At 47.8% G+C, this 18,846-nt stretch carries 23 protein-coding genes; 10 read left to right on the top strand and 13 right to left on the bottom strand.

Features of this window, described 5'->3' with window-relative positions; all coding sequences use genetic code 11:
- The 4 genes from can to CDA54_RS13145 all read right to left on the bottom strand — a co-directional run bounded on the left by can (position 1) and on the right by CDA54_RS13145 (position 3,662).
- A complete protein-coding gene (can, locus tag CDA54_RS13160; RefSeq protein ID WP_099035480.1) occupies positions 1–606 on the bottom strand; it encodes a carbonate dehydratase in 606 nt (201 codons plus the stop codon).
- Positions 607–810: 204 nt separating this feature from the next.
- Positions 811–2,061, bottom strand: a complete 1,251-nt coding sequence (locus CDA54_RS13155) for a glutamate-5-semialdehyde dehydrogenase (protein WP_099035479.1) — start codon at positions 2,059–2,061, stop codon at positions 811–813.
- Positions 2,062–2,140: 79 nt separating this feature from the next.
- Positions 2,141–3,238 carry a glutamate 5-kinase gene (gene proB / locus CDA54_RS13150; protein ID WP_099035478.1) on the bottom strand — a complete coding sequence of 366 codons (1,098 nt, stop codon included), beginning with the start codon at positions 3,236–3,238 and terminating at the stop codon, positions 2,141–2,143.
- Positions 3,239–3,356: 118 nt separating this feature from the next.
- A complete protein-coding gene (locus tag CDA54_RS13145; protein WP_229748159.1) occupies positions 3,357–3,662 on the bottom strand; it encodes a DUF6482 family protein in 306 nt (101 codons plus the stop codon).
- Positions 3,663–3,890: 228 nt separating this feature from the next.
- Here CDA54_RS13145 and CDA54_RS13140 point away from each other — a divergent pair, with 228 nt between their 5' ends.
- Together CDA54_RS13140 and CDA54_RS13135 are read left to right on the top strand one after the other, a co-directional pair.
- On the top strand, positions 3,891–4,721 hold the full coding sequence (locus tag CDA54_RS13140; protein WP_099035476.1) for a DUF3014 domain-containing protein: 831 nt from the start codon (positions 3,891–3,893) through the stop codon (positions 4,719–4,721).
- Between the two features lies 1 nt (position 4,722).
- Entirely contained in the window at positions 4,723–5,259 is a 537-nt protein-coding gene (locus tag CDA54_RS13135) for a DUF1285 domain-containing protein (protein ID WP_099035475.1), read from the top strand.
- Between the two features lie 16 nt (positions 5,260–5,275).
- Here CDA54_RS13135 and CDA54_RS13130 read toward each other — a convergent pair whose 3' ends face one another.
- Together CDA54_RS13130 and hemN are read right to left on the bottom strand one after the other, a co-directional pair.
- Positions 5,276–6,820 carry a methyl-accepting chemotaxis protein gene (locus CDA54_RS13130; protein WP_099035474.1) on the bottom strand — a complete coding sequence of 515 codons (1,545 nt, stop codon included), beginning with the start codon at positions 6,818–6,820 and terminating at the stop codon, positions 5,276–5,278.
- Between the two features lie 217 nt (positions 6,821–7,037).
- Positions 7,038–8,393 carry an oxygen-independent coproporphyrinogen III oxidase gene (hemN, locus tag CDA54_RS13125; RefSeq protein WP_099035473.1) on the bottom strand — a complete coding sequence of 452 codons (1,356 nt, stop codon included), beginning with the start codon at positions 8,391–8,393 and terminating at the stop codon, positions 7,038–7,040.
- Between the two features lie 135 nt (positions 8,394–8,528).
- Here hemN and CDA54_RS13120 point away from each other — a divergent pair, with 135 nt between their 5' ends.
- The 5 genes from CDA54_RS13120 to CDA54_RS13100 all read left to right on the top strand — a co-directional run bounded on the left by CDA54_RS13120 (position 8,529) and on the right by CDA54_RS13100 (position 12,639).
- Positions 8,529–9,809: a metal-dependent hydrolase family protein gene (locus CDA54_RS13120; protein ID WP_099035548.1), complete on the top strand. Its 1,281-nt coding sequence runs from the start codon at positions 8,529–8,531 to the stop codon at positions 9,807–9,809.
- Positions 9,810–9,944: 135 nt separating this feature from the next.
- Positions 9,945–10,985, top strand: coding sequence for a hypothetical protein (locus CDA54_RS13115; RefSeq protein WP_099035472.1), 1,041 nt, complete (start codon positions 9,945–9,947; stop codon positions 10,983–10,985).
- A 139-nt stretch (positions 10,986–11,124) separates the two neighbouring features.
- The gene (locus CDA54_RS13110) at positions 11,125–11,592 is read left to right on the top strand and encodes a Dps family protein (RefSeq protein WP_099035471.1); all 468 of its coding nucleotides are present in this window, start codon (positions 11,125–11,127) and stop codon (positions 11,590–11,592) included.
- 377 nt (positions 11,593–11,969) lie between these two features.
- Positions 11,970–12,425, top strand: a complete 456-nt coding sequence (locus CDA54_RS13105; RefSeq protein ID WP_099035470.1) for a hypothetical protein — start codon at positions 11,970–11,972, stop codon at positions 12,423–12,425.
- 10 nt (positions 12,426–12,435) lie between these two features.
- Positions 12,436–12,639 carry a hypothetical protein gene (locus tag CDA54_RS13100; RefSeq protein ID WP_099035469.1) on the top strand — a complete coding sequence of 68 codons (204 nt, stop codon included), beginning with the start codon at positions 12,436–12,438 and terminating at the stop codon, positions 12,637–12,639.
- Positions 12,640–12,653: 14 nt separating this feature from the next.
- Here CDA54_RS13100 and tusA read toward each other — a convergent pair whose 3' ends face one another.
- From tusA to rph, 3 genes are read right to left on the bottom strand one after another with little or no spacing between them, the layout of a single operon-like run.
- Positions 12,654–12,899, bottom strand: coding sequence for a sulfurtransferase TusA (gene tusA / locus CDA54_RS13095; RefSeq protein WP_099035468.1), 246 nt, complete (start codon positions 12,897–12,899; stop codon positions 12,654–12,656).
- Complete coding sequence (gene pyrE / locus CDA54_RS13090) at positions 12,889–13,530, bottom strand: orotate phosphoribosyltransferase (protein ID WP_099035467.1); 642 nt, start codon at positions 13,528–13,530, stop codon at positions 12,889–12,891. Before pyrE ends, tusA begins: the two co-directional genes overlap by 11 nt.
- A gap of 10 nt (positions 13,531–13,540) precedes the next feature.
- Positions 13,541–14,254 (bottom strand): ribonuclease PH, encoded by a 714-nt coding sequence (rph, locus tag CDA54_RS13085; RefSeq protein ID WP_099035547.1) that lies wholly within the window; start codon positions 14,252–14,254, stop codon positions 13,541–13,543.
- Positions 14,255–14,438: 184 nt separating this feature from the next.
- Between rph and CDA54_RS13080 the strand changes: the two genes are divergently transcribed.
- The gene (locus CDA54_RS13080) at positions 14,439–15,302 is read left to right on the top strand and encodes a YicC/YloC family endoribonuclease (RefSeq protein ID WP_099035466.1); all 864 of its coding nucleotides are present in this window, start codon (positions 14,439–14,441) and stop codon (positions 15,300–15,302) included.
- A gap of 102 nt (positions 15,303–15,404) precedes the next feature.
- Here CDA54_RS13080 and CDA54_RS13075 read toward each other — a convergent pair whose 3' ends face one another.
- Together CDA54_RS13075 and CDA54_RS13070 are read right to left on the bottom strand one after the other, a co-directional pair.
- Positions 15,405–15,779, bottom strand: coding sequence for a PAS domain-containing protein (locus tag CDA54_RS13075; protein WP_099035465.1), 375 nt, complete (start codon positions 15,777–15,779; stop codon positions 15,405–15,407).
- A 104-nt stretch (positions 15,780–15,883) separates the two neighbouring features.
- Entirely contained in the window at positions 15,884–16,528 is a 645-nt protein-coding gene (locus tag CDA54_RS13070) for a methyltransferase domain-containing protein (RefSeq protein ID WP_099035464.1), read from the bottom strand.
- A gap of 289 nt (positions 16,529–16,817) precedes the next feature.
- Here CDA54_RS13070 and CDA54_RS13065 point away from each other — a divergent pair, with 289 nt between their 5' ends.
- Together CDA54_RS13065 and CDA54_RS13060 are read left to right on the top strand one after the other, a co-directional pair.
- The gene (locus tag CDA54_RS13065) at positions 16,818–17,120 is read left to right on the top strand and encodes a helix-turn-helix domain-containing protein (protein WP_218962408.1); all 303 of its coding nucleotides are present in this window, start codon (positions 16,818–16,820) and stop codon (positions 17,118–17,120) included.
- 167 nt (positions 17,121–17,287) lie between these two features.
- Complete coding sequence (locus tag CDA54_RS13060; protein WP_099035463.1) at positions 17,288–17,968, top strand: choice-of-anchor H family protein; 681 nt, start codon at positions 17,288–17,290, stop codon at positions 17,966–17,968.
- Between the two features lie 3 nt (positions 17,969–17,971).
- On the opposite strand, the gene CDA54_RS13055 is transcribed toward CDA54_RS13060, so the two are convergent.
- Positions 17,972–18,409 carry a nuclear transport factor 2 family protein gene (locus tag CDA54_RS13055; RefSeq protein ID WP_180237215.1) on the bottom strand — a complete coding sequence of 146 codons (438 nt, stop codon included), beginning with the start codon at positions 18,407–18,409 and terminating at the stop codon, positions 17,972–17,974.
- 88 nt (positions 18,410–18,497) lie between these two features.
- Complete coding sequence (locus CDA54_RS13050; RefSeq protein ID WP_099035461.1) at positions 18,498–18,842, bottom strand: MGMT family protein; 345 nt, start codon at positions 18,840–18,842, stop codon at positions 18,498–18,500.
- Between the last annotated feature and the right edge of the window lie 4 nt (positions 18,843–18,846).

Here is an 18,846-nt window from a genome sequence, read left to right as displayed (position 1 = left end):
TTACTTCTGTTCAGCTTCGCGATATTTGGCTTCCACATCCGTTAGACGACCGTTACGCAGACTGTAGATCCAGCTATGGACTCGCAAATCCTGGCCACGGGCGAGCGCGTCCCGAACAATAGAGGTGCGTTTTATATTGCGTGCCTGTTCCAGCACATTCAACTCACAGAGCTTCTGCACCCGCTCTTCCTGCGGCAATGGCTCTAATGCCTGCCAGTGATAAGTCGCAATATCCTGAATATGAGCCAGCCAGTTATCAATCAGGCCCAGTTGCCTGTTTGCCAGCGCCGCTTCCACGCCACCACAACCATAGTGACCACAGACGATAATATGCTTAACCTTGAGCACTTCAACGGCATACTGGAGCACAGACAGACAATTCAGATCAGTATGAATGACCAGATTAGCCACATTACGATGAACAAAAATATCGCCCGGCAACAGATCCAACAACTGGTTAGCCGGTACCCTGCTGTCAGCACAGCCAATCCACAGATATTCCGGGGTCTGCTGCTCAGAAAGCTTCTTAAAAAAATCCGGCTCTGACTCAACGGTCCGTTCTGCCCATTGGCGATTTTTCTCAAACAGTTCTTTGATAACAGGCATGGGTGATCTCAAATCTGAATTATGCAACGGATTCTAGAGACTTTTGTGCCGATATCAAAGCAGACCTGAAAATCAGATGGAATATAAGCGAATTAAGATATGGGAAAGGTTACTTATTCCTGCTGACTTTGGGAGGGAAAAGAATGAGCAGCGACAATGAGTAAGGGCACCGAATGGTGCCCTGAGACTTTTTACACGGCGGGCTTACTGGCGAATATGGCCGTCACCCAGAACAATAAACTTCTCGGTAGTCAGGGATTCTGCGCCCATCGGGCCATAAGCATGGAGTTTACTGGTAGAGATACCAATCTCTGCCCCCAAGCCCAGCTCACCGCCATCTGAGAAACGAGACGAGGCATTGGCCATTACCACAGCGGAATTAATACTGCGGATAAACTGTTGTGCACGGGAGTAATCCTGGGTGGCAATCACTTCAGTATGACCGGAGCTGTATTGCTCAAGATGCTCAACCGCATGATCGAAACTATCAATGACGCGCACAGCAATCTCCAATGCCAGGTACTCTGTATCCCAGTCTTCCTCCGTGGCGGGCTCTGCACCCTCAAAATAGTCAATACTCTGTTCGCAGGCATGCACTCTGACCTTATGTTCAGCCAGCATTGCAGCAGCCATTGGCAGGAAACTCGGCGCGATATCCTTATGCACAAGTAATGTCTCCAGCGCATTACACACTCCGGTACGCTGAGTTTTACCATTTTGCAGCAGACCCAGTGCCTTGGCCTCATCCGCAGCGCTATCCACATAAAGGTGGCACACACCTTTATAATGCTGAATAACCGGAATACGGCTGTTTTCAGACACGAATCGGATCAAGCCTTCACCGCCCCGAGGAATGATCAGATCAATCTCTTCATTCAGAGTCATTAACTCGTTCATGATTGCACGGTCAGGATCCGGCACTACCACCACCACGTTGGGATCAACACTATGAGCCTGTAATGCCGCTTTAATACATTCTGCCAGCGCCAGATTGGAATGCAGCGCTTCTTTACCACCACGCAACACCACTGCATTACCGGCTTTAAAGCACAGAGCCGCCGCATCAATTGTCACATTCGGGCGTGATTCATAAATCATCGCTACAACACCCAGAGGAATGCGCATTTTACCCACTTCAATACCACTTGGCTGGCGTTGAATGTCCCGGATACTGCCTACAGGATCATCCTGCGCTGCAATCTGGCGCACTGCATCGGCAATATTGGCTATCGCGTCTTTACTCAGTGTCAGCCGGTCGATCATGGATTCAGCCAAATCGGCCTGACGACCCGCTTCAAGATCTTTCTTGTTGGCTTCAAGGATACTGTCCGTCATCGACTCCAGATTGTCAGCGATGCTATGCAACACCGCATTTTTCTTGCTTGAGGTCAGTTTTGCTAACTGGCGGGAAGCGACTCTCGCTTTTTGCGCCATCTGCTTAATTGAAAATGTCATGTTTTCTCCTTTGTCGGAAAACAGCCCGCTCGGCAAATGCCGGCAGGCTGAAAAATAAATTCAGGGATACGAACAGGCTCTAGAGCAGTGCCAAATCATCCCGGTGTACAGCAGCTTCACCTGAAGAGTAACCAATGACACTCTCGAAATCGTCACTGTATAAGCCTTTAATGGCGTTCAGGTCTGCAGCACTGTAGAGGGCAACACCCTTAGCAAAAGGTACGTTATTGTGGCAGATTTCTACCGCGTCACCGGCAGTGAAATCACCTTCCACACCACTGATACCAACAGGCAGCAGGGATGCGCCCGTCTGAATAAGGGCTTTTTTGGCCCCCTGATCCACTTCGATACGGCCAGTGGCAATAAGCGTATGTTTGAGCCACTGTTCTTTTGCCGTGTCCGGTGTTTTTCCAGGCACAAAGCGGGTTCCCGGAATACGGCCGTCAAGCAGCGCATCGAAGACTTCACCTTTGCTGCCATTAACAATAAGAGTCTGAATACCACTCTCTGCACATTTATCAGCTGCTTCAATTTTTGTACGCATGCCACCCGTGCCCACTTTGCTGCCGGGGCCACCAGCCAGCTCATAAATAGTGCCATCAATATTGTTAACCACTGGGATCAGTTTTGCCTGAGGATTAATACGTGGGTCTGCATCATACAGGCCATCAATATCAGAACAGATGACCAACGTATCGGCCTCAGCGACCATTGCCGCATACGCGGCAAGATTGTCATTGTCACCCACCTTGAGAACATCGACAGATGTGGTGTCATTCTCGTTTACGATAGGTAGCACGTTGTTGTTCAACAACTCTCTGACTGTATTTTTAATGTTTACATAACGGGATCTGTCATGAAAATCATCATAGGTCAGCAATACCTGAGCACAGGGAAAATCAAAGAAACGGGACCAGTTTTCCATCATCTGCATCTGCCCTACGGCGGCCATGGCCTGCTTCTCAGCGATAGAGGGATGCGTCTTGTGCGCTATAACACTGCGGCCCGCAGCCACACTACCCGATGACACGATGATAACCTGTTTACCTTGTTCACGACTCTCGGTAATGAACCTGGCGATGGCCAGTAAGTATTTGGCACTGCACTGATGCCCATCTGGTGAAATCAGTGCACTACCCACTTTAATTACGGCCCGTTGCCAGTTAAATTCAGACATTTATCCTCCAGAAGTCAAATCCTTATATTAGGATACTCTTATAAAAGTGATAAACAAGGCCGTTTGGTTATAAGGTAATCGCTCACCCGTAAAAAACTGTATACTTAAAACTTTACAGTCAAAGATTCTGACCCAGGCGAATCGGTAGCCTCATGGTGTTGTCAGGCTCTTCCGCAGCGCCAATCATTTCACCATATGCTGACTGATGAACCAACTCAGCCTGAACAATAACGAAATCGGCAAATACATCACGAATCTGGCCAAGACTGGTGAACTTCATCGCCTTGCCATGATTATCATAGACCAGGCCATGCTTGCCATCGACTGAAATTTTCACCAAATACACACTCATTTCGAAGGACAGTACCCATACTTTTTCGATAACGGGGTTATCCTGACGTAAAAGAGCCAACTGAATGTTCACTATATTCTCCTTATATTACCCTTTTTATATACTCTTCAATCCAATTATCAGTTCAGACGAATCAGGTAATATGGCATCTTTATTTCGCTTCAATGGCTGGATTGTGTAACAGACAAGGTGCATTCTCAGTCTTAACTGATAGACTCTATAGTTCAGGTAACCTCAGATTCCTGTTTAAATTTTTGAGATCATTTGGGTATCTCCATCCAGCTGAAAAGGCGAGTTGTTATGACAGACAATGACAATACTGAAAAAAAATCTCTGCTTCCCCATTTTGCTATTGCAGGGTTGGTAATCGTCCTGCTTGTTGCGCTATTTCTTTGGCCTAAAGATGACGCTCCGCTGCCAGAACCATCGGAGCCGGAACAGGAACAAATACCACAACCGGAGCCAGTACCTGAGCCGGAGCCCATGCCTGAACCTGAACCCATGCCCGAGCCTGAACCCGTGCCTGAGCCGGAACCCGTGCCAGAGCCGGAGCCACTGGATATCAGCGATGCCGCAATTAAAACCGCCATTGTTGAAACCGGAACCTATGAAGCCATAGCCCGGCTGATTGTAGATGAAGAGCTGTTACGTCGTTTTGTGGTTTTCAGTGCCAATCTGGCTGATCAGAAACTGGCCGCCAATCACCAGGTTCTGCAACCACCAGCTCAGGAATTCAGGGTGTATCGCCAGGCTGGTAAAGAATGGATAGACGCTGCCAGTTATAAACGCTACACCCCCTATGTTGAAGCGATGGAGAGCATGGAAACGGAACAGATGATTGCCATTTATGAAGACTATAAACCGGCAATCAGAGACATTTTTGCCGAGATCAGTGCTGGCTCAGAGGATTTTGACAATGTGCTGACAGAAGCCATTGATCATCTGCTGGATACACCCGAGGTTCCCATGCCTGTGGAAGTGACAACAGAAAGTGTGATGTATAAATACAAAGATGAACGCCTGGAAGCGCTCTCTGCACCACAGAAACAGCTGCTGCGAACCGGCCCGGAGAATATGCGGGTGATCAAGGCTAAGCTCAGGGAAATTCGGGACGTTCTCGCAAACCGATAGTATGAAACTCGAACAGATCCAGAAACAACTGGCGACAGCAGATGAAAAGTTGCCGCCAGTGGATAAGTGGGATCCGCCTTATTGTGGTGAAATGGATATCACCATTAAACATGATGGCAGTTGGCACTATATGGGGTCGCCCATTGGACGCCAGGCGCTGGTACGACTTTTTGCCGGGGTGCTGAAAAAGGAAAGGGACCGTTATTTCCTCGTCACGCCGGTGGAAAAAGTTGCTATCGAAGTTGAAGATGTACCTTTTGTTATTACTAACTGGCGCAAAGAAGAAGATAAGTTAGTGTTCACTTCAAATATCGGAGACAGTTTTATCGTCAGCCGGGAACATCCCGTTGAACTTCAACAGGACAGAGTCAACGGGGATCTATTACCCTACGCATTGGTGAGGCGAAACCTGTATGGCCGATTGCATCAGAACCTGTTTTACCAGCTCGTTGATTTAGGCCAGCCGCAGCAACAACAGGGAAAAACCCATTTGATGCTGCACAGCGGTGACTATCCGTTCAGCCTGGGCCTGCTCTGAATGACGTGACACATCATTAATCGCCGAAGGTTTTAACCATCGCGGCAATTTTATCGATATTGCCCCGCAGCTCTTCTGAACTTCGCTCCATACCCTGTGCCACCTGAGTATTGTCATCAGCAACCTGGGTAATATTGCCGATATTGCGACTGACCTCTTCACAAACCTTTTCCTGCTGTTCGGACGCCGTAGCAATCTGCGCTGAGTAATCGGATATCTCTGCCATTACCCGGTAAATATCTTCCATCGCGGTGGCAGATTCTGTCGCGTCACTGACGCATTCCATGGCCTGCTCTCTGCTTTGCTCCATACTGCCCACCCATTGCTGCAGTGTGTTACGCATGTTCTGCAAACTACTATGAATATTCGAGGTAGACGTTTGAGTCCGGGTAGACAACGCTCTGACTTCGTCTGCCACCACAGAGAATCCCCGTCCGCTTTCACCGGCGCGGGCGGCCTCAATGGCAGCGTTAAGCGCCAACAGATTAGTTTGGTCAGCGATGGCTTCGATTTCGCCCATTACACTGGCAACTTTATCGGCTTCCTCAACCAGTTGATTTGCAGAACTGGCAGCCCGGTCCACGACTTCCGCCAGGCTTGATACCTTGCCCTTGCCTTTGAGTACACTGTCTTTAGCTCCGGCGCAAAGATCATTGGCATTTTTGACTTTGCCTGAGGTCTCAACCGTATTCCGGGCAATTTCCTGGCTGGTTGCCGCCATTTCGGTGATCGCAGTGGCAATTTGTTGTACTTCAAACTTCTGCTGTTCGATACCCTGAGCGGTAGTATGAGCCGATGTGCTGGTCTGTTGAGCCACGCCCGCCAGACTTGCCGAAGCATCCTGCATACGGCCCAGTACCGTGCGTAATCTGGCTTTACCCAACCCCAGGTGAAAATCAAATACGCCCTGGCTGCCTTTACCACTATATATAAAGCGGCTGATGCTGTCATAATCTTGCCGGAGAGACGCTGCCCGTGCCGGAGAGCGGATAATCTCGGCCCAGAAAACGCCGCCCAATGCAGCGGCCATTACCAACCCTGACAAGCCACTCCAAACTCCTCCAGACCAGAACAGCAAAGCAGATACCGTAAGGATTATGGCACCAGCCAACAGGTATTTCTGATTGATGGCAACTTCTCTGGCATTGAACTTATCGCGGTTAATCGCCCGATATGCCTGTTCGGCTTTGTCCACCAACTGACGCTGCGGCTTAGTCCTGACTGACTGATACCCTACCTTGTCATTGTTGTGGTAGACCGGTGTGACATAGGCATCAACCCAGTAATAACGGCCATCCTTACAACGGTTCTTAACCATTCCCCGCCAGGCCTTGCCCTGATTGAGCTTGTCCCACAAATCCTTAAACGCCTGTTTGGGCATATCCGGATGGCGTACAAGATTATGATTTTTACCCACCAGTTCATCTTTGTCATACCCGGCTACACGACAGAAAGCGTCATTGGCATAGGTAACAATACCGCGTAAATCGGTAGTGGAAACCAGCTCCTCTTGCTCTGAGAACGGTACCTCTTCATTAATCAGGGATTGATTGCGACGCATTTAAGGGGCCTATTGCTGTAAAAATCATCAAAACAGCCCCTTAGCATAGCAAAAAATTACGATAAACCAGTAGGTTACCAGACAAGTTCCGCAAATTTTAAGTCCGTCGGCATAGATTGGCTAATACCGATACAGTAAGTTGAGAGAGAGCAGGATCAGCTCAGGGCGTGCCACTATTTGCTGCATTAGGTGTCCAGCGGGTAGTTTTTGATGCAGCTCAGATAATGCGCGAGAATGCCTTTTGCCGGGAAAGCGGAAGATAGCGATCAAACTGCATGCAGATTGCTCTGATCAGCGCCCGACCTGCCTGGGAGACTTTAATTTCTTTGTCTGATACATCTAACAGGCCATCCGCAACCATTTGTTTTAAGCGCTGCATTTCCTCAGCAAAATAGTCACCAAAGCGAATGTTAAAAGATTGTTCAATGGACTGAAATGAAAGCCGGAAATGACAAATCAATTGCTTGATGACTTCCGCTCTCACTTTGTCATCATCACTGAGCTCGTAGCCTTTCGCCGTTGCGCTACCGGCATCATCTATAGCCCTGTAATAGGTTTTAAGATCTTTTTCATTTTGTACGATCAAACCATTTATCTGGCTGATTGCAGAGACACCAAGGCCAAGCAGGTCGCATTCCCCCTGTGTCGTATATCCCTGGAAGTTACGATGCAGACAACCTTCTTCCTGAGCGATTGCCAGTTCGTCATCCCGTAAAGCAAAGTGGTCCATACCAATACAAAGGTAACCCTGTTTGGTGAGTAATTCACTGGCCGTGCCAAAAATAGCAGTGCGCTGAGCACTGTCCGGAAGTACGCTGTCATCGATGCGGCGCTGTGCAGCGAATTTATCTGGCATATGTGCATAATTAAAAACCGAGAGCCTGTCCGGGCGTATCTGCAGAACTTTATCAATTGTTTCAGCAAAACTTTGCGGTGTCTGGTGTGGTAAGCCATAGATTAGGTCCAGGCTGACAGAGGCATAACCGAGCTCACGGGCCAGTGTCACCAGAGCAAAAATGTGACTCTCATCCTGAACCCGGTTAACCGCTTGCTGTACCGCCGGGTTAAAGTCCTGAACTCCGATACTGAGGCGGTTAAAACCCAACTCATATAAATGTTGCAAGCGAGGTAATGCCATCTGCCGCGGGTCAACTTCCACGCTGATTTCCGCCTTCCCGCTGACCCTGAAAGCTGTTCTTATGTGGGCCATCAGTCTGGTGAATTGCTCATCGCTCAGGTAGGTTGGTGTACCTCCTCCAAAGTGGATCTGGGTGACTTTTTTATCAGTAAAGGCCTGACTCTGCTCACTGATTTCCCGCATCAGGTAGCCCATATAGACTTCAGCTTTATGAACCTGACGGGTAATCACCTTATTGCAGCCACAGTAGTAACACAGAGAATGGCAAAAAGGGATGTGCAGATACAGGGACAAAGACCCGGCTGTTGCTTCACGGCATTTGCTAACCAGTACTTCAGGGTCAATGTCGCCTAACTGCAATGCGGTTGGATAAGAAGTGTAGCGGGGGCCACTCAGATTGTATTTGTTTAAAAGCTGCCCTTGTAGTACCGACATTATTCTTCACCATCGCCATTATTGAAATGCCCTGATTCTACTGTTTACTGCGACAACGGACTTTGATCTGGCACAACAACTGGCCTAATGTGAAGCGGGAACACTTAACTGACCATAGAGAATAACAATATGAAAATGACTCCTCTTATCCTGAGTGCGGCGCTGTTGTCTGGCAGCCTGAGCATTCATGCTGCTACTTATATTCATGCCGGCAAGCTGATTACTGCCAAAGACAATAAGGTCCTGGAAAAGGCGACTGTCATTGTCGACAAAAATCGCATCATTGATATTAAACAAGGCTTCGCCAAAGCCGGAAATGATGATCAGCTTGTGGATCTTTCAGACAGTACCGTGATGCCTGGCCTGATGGATATGCATACTCATATCAGTTCACAGCAAGGTCCGGGCGCTTATATGGAGCGTTTCACCCTTAATGAAGCAGATTACAGTTTTAAAGCCGTACATTACGCCGATAAAACGTTGCAGGCGGGATTCACCACCATCCGTAACCTCGGAGACAGCTATAATGAATCCGTGGCATTAAGAAAGGCCATTGATAATGGATTGGTGCAGGGCCCCCGCATTTATACAGCCGCCAAATCCATCGCCACTACAGGTGGCCATGCCGACCCTACCAACGGAAGAGCCAGGGTATTAATGGGCGATCCAGGCCCACAGGAAGGGGTAGTTAATGGCGTGGCGGATGCCAGAAAAGCGGTAAGACAACGCTATAAAGACGGTGCCGATTTGATCAAAATTACTGCCACAGGTGGTGTACTGAGTGTGGCTAAAAGCGGCCAGAATCCACAGTTTATGACCGATGAACTGGAAGCTATCGTCAATACCGCCAAAGATTACGATATGAAAGTGGCCGTGCACGCACATGGCAAAGAAGGCATGATCAGAGCCATAAAGGCCGGAGTTCATTCTATTGAACACGGCACTTATATGGACGATGAAGTCATTGCGCTGATGAAGAAGCATGGAACCTACTATGTACCTACGGTTCTGGCCGGTGACTGGGTAGCTGAAAAAGCAAAAATTGACGGATTCTTTCCGGACCTGGTGCGCCCCAAGGCCGCTACCATCGGACCGTTAATTAAAGAAACATTCTCCAGAGCCTATAAAGCCGGGGTGAATATCGCGTTTGGGACAGATTCAGGCGTATCGGCCCATGGTGATAACGGTCAGGAATTCAGATTAATGACGGAGGCAGGAATGCCTGCAATCGAAGCGATTCGTGCCGCCACCTACCATGGAGCTGAGCTGTTGGGTGTACAGGACAGCCTGGGTACCGTCGAAAAAGGGAAACTCGCTGACCTGGTAGCGGTAAAAGGTAATCCAGTTGATGATATCAACCTGATGACCAATATCAGTTTCGTGATGAAAGATGGACAAATTATTAAAATGAACTGATCCAAAGGCTTATGAAAACACTATTGGGCGTTCAGGGATTAACGCTCAATATTATCTTTGTGAGGCAAGTATCTGTAGTATATTTAATCATCAGCTTATAGAATCCATCATCGCACTATTATCAGAGGCTCAAGGATGAAATTTTCCCCCCGAATACAACTCGCAGCACCATTACTGGTTCTGTTTCTGACAGCCTGTAGCTCAACGAAGGAGCAGGCTCAGTTACCTCCTGTTGCCAACGCAAAGGAGATGCCAGCTTTGGGGGTATTCTATAAGGACGCTACCACAGAATTACAACGAATCTGTGAGCGCAAGCCGGCTCGTCAGAATTGCAGGATAAACGATCTGGATCCTGCTCTGTTCCAGCAAAGCCTGCAACAGACGGCATTATTTCCGATGGTTATTGCGGATGAGGCTGGCGCCGACTATGAGTTGCTGATTACAAGCCTTAGCTACAGGGAAAAACGCAACAAGATGCAGGCTCGTGTAACGCTGGCCTGGCGAGGATTACCACTGAGAAATTATGAGTACATCATTTCCCGCACCGGCAAACGTGATGACGCAGCCTTTGCAGGAGAACTGGTTAGTCAGTTTTTGCAGGATGCCATAAAACAAAAAGCGTTTAGTCCAGGCTTTCTCGCTCATAACCTCAAGTCAGAAGATTACGAGGATGATCTCAAGGCCCCAGAACAGGTGTCTAACTTCTCACTAAGTGAACGGCGAATATATAACGACCCGCTGGAAGGTTCGATGCTGACCTACCGCGATCCCTCGTTTAGCAATGATAAAATTGAGGTCTCTGTTTATCCTATTCCTACCAGTGATATTGAAGATACTCATGCCATTCTGGAGGAAGAAACAGAAAAACTCAGAGACAATCTCACTGACTTTGCAACAGACCTCAATCTCCCCCCGCTGCATATGACCGATGACATCCGCCTGAGCTGGAACATGATGGACAAAGAGTTCAATGGTTACTACCTGGATGCCAAGATAGAAAAAGATGGCCTCGAGCCTTTTTATGCCTCGTATTTCTTTTTCGTACAGGAAGACAAGATCGTCAAGTTTACCACTACGTTTCCCTCCCGCTTTGCTCTGGACTTTGTAAAACAGGCATTGCCGCGATTATCCGTCCCTGGCGAATCACCGTTTATCTCCAATCTGAGAAGGCTGTAATCCCTGATTGATTAGTTTTTATTGCAAAAATATTGAGCTCGATTAATAAAAACGATTAAGTCTATTGCTATGATCCATTAGCCAATTCACTTTCTGGCTGAAATACTTTAGCCAGATGTCCCGCAAAAAGGAGACTTAGATGAGTAAGATAGATATTGGTATTACGACACAGGACAGACAGGATATCGCTGAAGGGCTGAAACGTTTGTTGGCAGATTCCTATAGCCTGTACCTGCAAACCCATAACTTCCATTGGAATGTAACCGGACCGCAGTTCCGTGAGTTGCACCTGATGTTTGAAGAACATTATATTGAATTAGCCGAGGCGGTAGACGATATCGCAGAACGGATTCGTACGCTGGGAGTGATTGCGCCCGGCACCTACAAGGCCTTTTCCAAACTGACATCTATAGAGGAAGTCGAGGATGTACCGGGGGCTGGCGCCATGGTTGAAATTCTCACCAAAAGCCATGAACAGGTCGTTAAAACTTCTCGTGAAGTACTGAAAATGGCGCAGAATGCGGATGATGAATCCACTGCAGCACTGGTGTCAGATCGGATGCGCATCCACGAGAAAACCGCCTGGATGCTAAGGGCTATGCAATAACACAACGAATTATCATATGAATTTAACAGCCGGCCTTTTGCGCCGGCTTTTTTATGTCCAGGGATGGACGGTATGCCGGGATTGTAGGGAACAAGTTCCCGGCGATGTCCAGGGATGGACGGGCAGGTAATCGCTCCATGCATGACCTGCACTTCCGCCCTCCATGGCGGTCGTATGCCGGGATTGTAAGGAACAAGTTCCCGGCGATGTCCAGGGATGAAGGGCAGACATTAGTTCCTTCCTGAGCATTACGCCCACGTTTCCCGAGCCTCGTTGAAAACCTCGCAGTGTTATTATTTTATTTACATTCGTTATTGATAATCATTATCATTTAGGTAGACTTGATATTGTACTTTGAGTATTTCAAGGAGCCTGATATGCAGATTCACTTTCTTTGCCCTTCTCATCGGGTTTGGTTTAACCGCCATCCGGAGTTCGCTCGTGTTCATTTCTACCAGTCTCTCGGAGCAACGCAGCATCACCGTAAGTATCATGCCTGGCCAGTGGCACTGGCTTATGCAGGTAGTGCCTTTGAGGTTGCAGAAATTCTGCTCGATAAATACGCTGAATCTCTGCATCCCATTGTCATTTATACTTCCTCCGCTATATTGCTCAGCGATACCTTCGATAAACTGGAGAATAATGACAAAGCACTGCAGGTTTTACATTTATGTTATCAACGGCTGAATAAAGAATTGATAACGGGTGACAAGCCACGGCTGGGAGCCCTGTTCAGATGTATTGCGCTTGTCACTGGTAAAATGCGGGAGCTGTGGCATGACAAATCCAAAGCGGAATCCGGGCATTTACCCATCAATATCAGTACACACTAGGAAGGCACTCATGGCTTCCAGCGCTAAAAACAACGAGCATCCGACAAAGGTTACAGGACAGGATCCCTTTATCAATCTGCGCATTCATCAGGATACCCTGCTGAGGCTGTTGAGCCGCCATCATCTGCACGCTGAAGATTTGCATTGCCGCGATCACGGCAGTGCCTGTCGGCTCAGACGGCTGCTGTTAGGCTGTGTTGGCAGAACCTATTGAACGAGATTTAAGTTCTAAAGCCCTTTTTGGATCAGGTAACGATAAGGTTGACCTTCTGTATCGGTGTGTACCAGCCGATGCTCCATAAAACGGCAGAAGCTGGGTATATCTCTTGTGGTAGCGGGGTCATCTGCCAACACCAACAAGGTCTCACCATTGTTCAGTTTACGCATCTGCAACCTCACCATCATTACCGGTTCCGGGCAACGCAGCCCCAGTGTATCCAGCTTATGATCAGCATGGTCGAAATCAGATGCCATACTGATCCCGATAGGAAGAGATGGCAGCCAGATGCTCTTTCATATCAGGCCTCTGTTCCAGATAACGGCTGACATCCTCCAGACTGACAATGGAAACCACTTTCGTGCCGAAATCCCGCTCCACTTCCTGAATAGCGGAAAGCTCACCTTTGCCTTTTTCCTGACGATCCAGAGCAATCAGCACGCCGGCAAGGCTGGCACCATGCGCCTGGATAATGTCCATCGACTCCCGTATGGCAGTACCTGCGGTGATCACATCATCTACCAGCATTACTTTTCCGTGAAGGGGACTACCCACCAGATTGCCACCTTCACCGTGGGTTTTGGCTTCTTTGCGGTTAAAGCAGTAAGGCTTATCAATACCATGTTTGTCGGCCAGTGCTACAGCCGTAGTGGTAGCAATAGGAATACCTTTATACGCCGGGCCAAACAGCAGATCGTAATCAATACCGGAGTCGATCAACGCCGCCGCGTAAAACTGGCCAAGACGTGCAAGATCGAGCCCCGTATTAAACAACCCAGCGTTAAAAAAATAGGGGCTGGTACGGCCTGACTTGAGCGTAAACTGGCCGAACTTCAATACCTGCCGTTCAAGGGCAAATTTGATAAAGGCTTTTTGGTAGTCCTGCATACGGGTACCCTCAGTTTAAGGCAGCGCGCTGGATATCAAACAATTCCCGCAAGGCGTGCTTTGACAGCTCCATCATCTCCTGCAGTTCATCGAAACTAAAGGGAGCCTCTTCGGCTGTACCCTGAACCTCAATCAACTGACCGGAGTCGGCCATGACTACATTCATATCCGTCTCAGCGGCAGAATCTTCAAGATATTCCAGGTCAGCGATAGGCGTACCCTTATATATGCCCACTGAAATTGCGGCAATCATATATTTCATCGGGTTGGCCTTAATCAATTTTTTGCTACGCATCCAGGTCAGGGCATCCATCAGCGCCACACAGCCACCGGTAATTGACGCAGTGCGGGTACCGCCATCGGCCTGAATCACATCACAATCGATGATCACGGTATTCTCACCCAGTAGTTTCAAATCCACCGCTCCGCGCAAAGCTCTGGCGATTAGGCGCTGAATCTCCAACGTGCGCCCACCCTGTTTGCCTCTGGCAGCTTCGCGCTGACTGCGGGTATGGGTTGAACGCGGTAGCATACTGTACTCCGCCGTCACCCAACCTTTACCCTGGCCTTTCATAAAGCGAGGCACACCCTCTTCAACGGTTGCCGTACAAATAACTTTTGTATTACCAAACTCAATCAGTACGGACCCTTCCGCATGCTGAGTAAACTGCCGGGTTATGGTTACCGGGCGGATCTGATTAGCGGTTCTGCCACTTGGACGCATTCTGGAATCCTTGATTTTGAGGTCGAATTGGCTGGCATTATACCCAAGTAACCTCTGAGTGTCAGTTTCGTCACCTTTAGTGATTTGCATACCAGAATAAGCGATGGGTCTTGTTCGTGCATGTCTGTCACTCTGTTGACAATAGGTTATACTGGCGGCCAAAACCAACAAGGAATTTCTGCAAATGATCCATAGCATGACAGCCTTTGCCCGTATTGAGCACAAAGCCAAATGGGGCAATGCTATTTGGGAGATTCGCTCCGTTAACCAGCGCTATCTGGAGACTCACTTTCGTCTGCCGGAACAGTTTCGAAGCCTTGAGCCTGTTCTCAGAGAACGTTTCCGTAAAGCCCTTCAGCGGGGTAAAGTGGAATGCACGCTGCGTTATCAGGCCGATGATGGCGCCGTAGGCAAAGTCACCCTCAATGAGCCGCTGGCAAAGCAACTGATCGATGCAGCAGATTGGGTTCAGTCTCACGGACAATCCAGTGGTATCAATCCCTTTGATGTTTTGAAATGGCCAGGGGTGATCTCCTCTGAAGAAGCCGACATGAATAAGGTCCAGGCAGAGATTCTCAGTGCATTTGATCAATGTCTTCAGGATTTTCTCGATGCCAGAGGTGCAGAGGGAAATAATCTAAAAACCATGATAGAACAGCGCATTGACGCCATAGAAGAACAGACGGCTAATGTGCGCAAGCAAATGCCGGCTGTGATGGCGTGGCAGAAAGAACGCATCAGCAACCGTTTTGCCGAAGCCAAAGTCGAACTGGACCCTGGCAGGCTGGAACAGGAAATGATTATGCTGGCTCAGCGCATGGATGTGGCCGAAGAACTCGACCGTCTTGATTCCCATGTCAGCGAAACCCGTAAGATTCTCAAAAAAGGCGGAGCTATCGGCCGGCGTCTCGACTTTATGATGCAGGAATTTAACCGCGAATCGAATACTCTGGCATCCAAGTCTATCAATGCTGATATCACTCAATCCGCAGTGGAGCTAAAAGTGCTGATTGAGCAAATGCGCGAGCAGATCCAGAATATTGAGTAAGGTTCACAGGTATTGACTAATCAACAGTAGTTCGCCGTTTTAATCTGTTGATTAATAAAGGGTGGTACAGATTTAATTCTGTCGCTTCAAAACACAGTGGGGTTAAGAGAAAATGGCGTCCTGCACCAGCGCTGTCACATCCCTTGCAACACCGATTCTGAGCTTGTCTTGCTCCGACCAGCGGGCAGACCAGAGAATATGAACGATTCCGCCATCTTTGCGGATATATCGGTTGCGGAAATCCAGATGAGGCTTGCCACTCATGACCCTAACAATGGAGGAACGGCTAGTTTCCAGGTCATCAGGATGCATATAGTCTGTGATAGCTTTACCTAACAACTCTTCGGCATCATAACCCAACAGCGACTTACAGGCGTCACTGACAAAAACTATCTGATTATCTGCATCGACTGCAAAGACAGTATCGAGCATCAGATTAATCAGCCGGGCGTCGAACGATTTCAGGTCTATTGACATAGGTCAGGATTACCCGGTTTACATCGTGCAACTGTACTCTATGTATCAATCTGAATCCATCAATCCGCGATTTCGTATCAAGAATCTAATTCTAAAACAGTTTATCAAATAATTTTTTCAAACCAGGCGAGTTGAGAGGGTGGCCCAAGTTCGGAATGCTCCTCACCGATGCCCAGGAATCTGACCTGATATTGGTTTCTGCTGGCCACACCTCTGGCCCATTTTCTGAACTTTGCTCTATCCCATTCAAACTTATGGTCCGGGTCGCGATACTCTCCGGCTTGCAAACCATAAAGACAATTGTATTCACTGTTGGGCGTCGTCAGAATCAATTGCCTGGGTTGTAATTGGGAAAATACCTGACGTTCCACCACGGAAAGTTGCCCAGGATGAACATGTTCTATTGTTTCAATCATGACGGCAATCTGAAAATCGGCCAACTCAGGATTCGCTTCGGTATACGAACCACAAATCAGTTTAAGCCTCATGCTGGCAGAATTATTTTTGGGAAAATCGGAATTCAGATATACAGAAAGTTTTGCTCTTGCCTGGCGCAAAGACTCGCCGGATAGCTCCAAACCAACGACATCCTGAAATTGATAATCATTGAGTAAACGCCATAGGAAAGAGCCCGAACCACAGCCTAAATCCAGTACCTGTGTTGCCCCGGTGCTTTTTACCAGCGTAAAAACCTTATCCAGCCTCTGCTCGTGCAGACCACTTGTCTGGGTATCCTGCTCGCCATTCATCAGTTGCGTTTTCGTCCGATATTTTCACAGTAACCATGAGTGCAAATAACTTCACATTACTTTTAAATCAATAGGTTAAAGTATACTTTTCAGATCAGGTAGTGCATTACCCTAACCAAATTAAACCGTGTTCTCCTTTATCAATGAAGGATAAAAGAAGAAATGCATTTACACTTTTAGTGTAAATAATTGCACATAAAGTGCTAGAATAGACAAGGTTAAATATTAACTTTCATGCAGATTTTGTTCTGTTCGTTTTTAATATTCCCGCACTATAGAAGATAACAATGTGAAAATATTTGCTCATCAAGAAGACTACGAACTGATCACGGAATTACTCAATAGTTATTATAATGATGAACTGACTCTGGGCCAGATGCTTAAAATAATGCGCAAAGATTTGCTCGAGATGACACAGTCTGATTACGCCAAATTAGTAGGTATCAGCCGAAGATCTCTGTCTGATCTGGAGCAGGATCGAAGCCATCCAACAGCACATAATCTCAATGCGGTGTTTGCACCTTTCGGATTAAAAACAGGTTTAATACCGGCTAATGAACTATTGGGAGTATACGCATCTATTGGAAAATAGTAAACACTAACATCGTTAGTTGGTACTAACTTACCATAGAATATCGACCTCTTTCGTTTACAGCAGTCTGGCTTAATCATGCTTTCTGAAGCCTGGGTCAGACTGGATTCAGTTTCCGTTCACCTCCTGTCGCCCAGACTTTGCCTATGCAAACCAGGAGGCATAACATGAAAAGCATTATTTTTATCAGTCTTATGACGCTCAGTACTATCGGTCAGGCACAGACCTGGAAAGCAGATTCAGCAGAGTACCAGTCACAACAGAAACTCAACAACACTACGGCCAGCAATACCAGTCAGAGAAATAGTTTAGCTGCAGACTCAAAGGCAAAATCAACCACAAGCAGACCCGAATATCACGGCACTGAAGATATCTGGATCTATGACGCCTGGGTAACGCTCGAGCTGGACGAGGATCATGACGGTTATTATTCAGGTTTTACAGTGAGTTTTGATGCTGATACCTATTACAACAGTGCGGCTGTGTATGCTGTACTGTATCTGGGTGTCGATGAAGAGTTTCGCGAGTATCACGACAGCTCCATGTTCACCCTATACGGTGAAGACAGTAACGATGTCTTTGAAGTTGAAACAACACTGGTAGAAGGGTTTGTCAGCGACGACTACGAAATACTCATCGAGGTTTATGATGCCGACACTAGTACTCTGATGGCCGTATACGACGGCTATAGCGACGATGATCTGGTGTATATTCCACTGGAAAGCAGAGACTATGAATACACTGAATCCCAGGTGGTAATAAATCATGGGGGCGGCAGCTACAGTTTTGCTACCATTGCCTCTCTTATGCTACTGGCTGGCTACAGACGGATAAGATCAAGTTCCTGAATATTAATCAGCGGCTTTAGTGGCCTGCCAGTTTACCGCCTGCCACTGTTCATTTTTTCTGACAAACGTGCCGCTGTTCAGGTAATACTTTTCACTCTCGTCTGTCTTAGCAACCAGTTTAAAGTTAACGATAGCCAGGTGGTCATATAGCCTGACCTTGACGTCCTGTGAACTGAACCAGGTAGTCACCTCGGTCTTCACAATAGGGCCCGTTTCGCGCACGCCTTTCATAAGCTCAGCTTTGCCAAAACGGGTACCGCCAGAGCTGGTATAAACAAGGTCCTCATGCCAGAACGTATTGTGAACGCTGGCATCGTTAATGCTGGCACCATATAGAAAGGCATCAAGTTTGTTTAATAGTTGTTGTTCTGTAGCCTTTGCCACCAGTGGCGATAACAGCAGCAAGATAGTTATCGAAGTCAGGAAGGTAAAATGTCTCATAGGATGCATTCCGGTAATCATCTGTAAGTCCAGCTTAACCGCAAAGCTCAGGAATAAAAACCGCCCCGTTATACAATGGTGGAGTTTGTCAGTATTTAAGCTCAAATAGCAGCTCCGCAAAACCGGGTTGCCACTGGAAGTCTTTTAGTCTGACTCTGTTATTCAATACCACCACACCTTCTTCCTGTAGCAGGCCCTTCTGCGTTTGTGCTGAAAGGCTACCGGGAGGAAAGGCAAGTTGCCCATCTGAGCGCAAAACTCTTTGCCAGGGGAGCTTCATTTCTTTTGGTGCCCGGCCTAACGCTTTACCTACCAGACGCGCACGACCAGGCAAACCGGCCAGGTCGGCAATCTGACCATAACTGGCCACAGTTCCTGACGGGATTTGCTGCACCGTGTTCCATATCCTTTTATACTTGTCATTGCTGTTAATGAGT

Origin of the sequence: Lacimicrobium alkaliphilum, assembly GCF_002591895.1 — a bacterium.
Lineage (GTDB): Bacteria > Pseudomonadota > Gammaproteobacteria > Enterobacterales > Alteromonadaceae > Lacimicrobium > Lacimicrobium alkaliphilum.
This window is presented reverse-complemented; position numbering and strand designations above follow the sequence as displayed.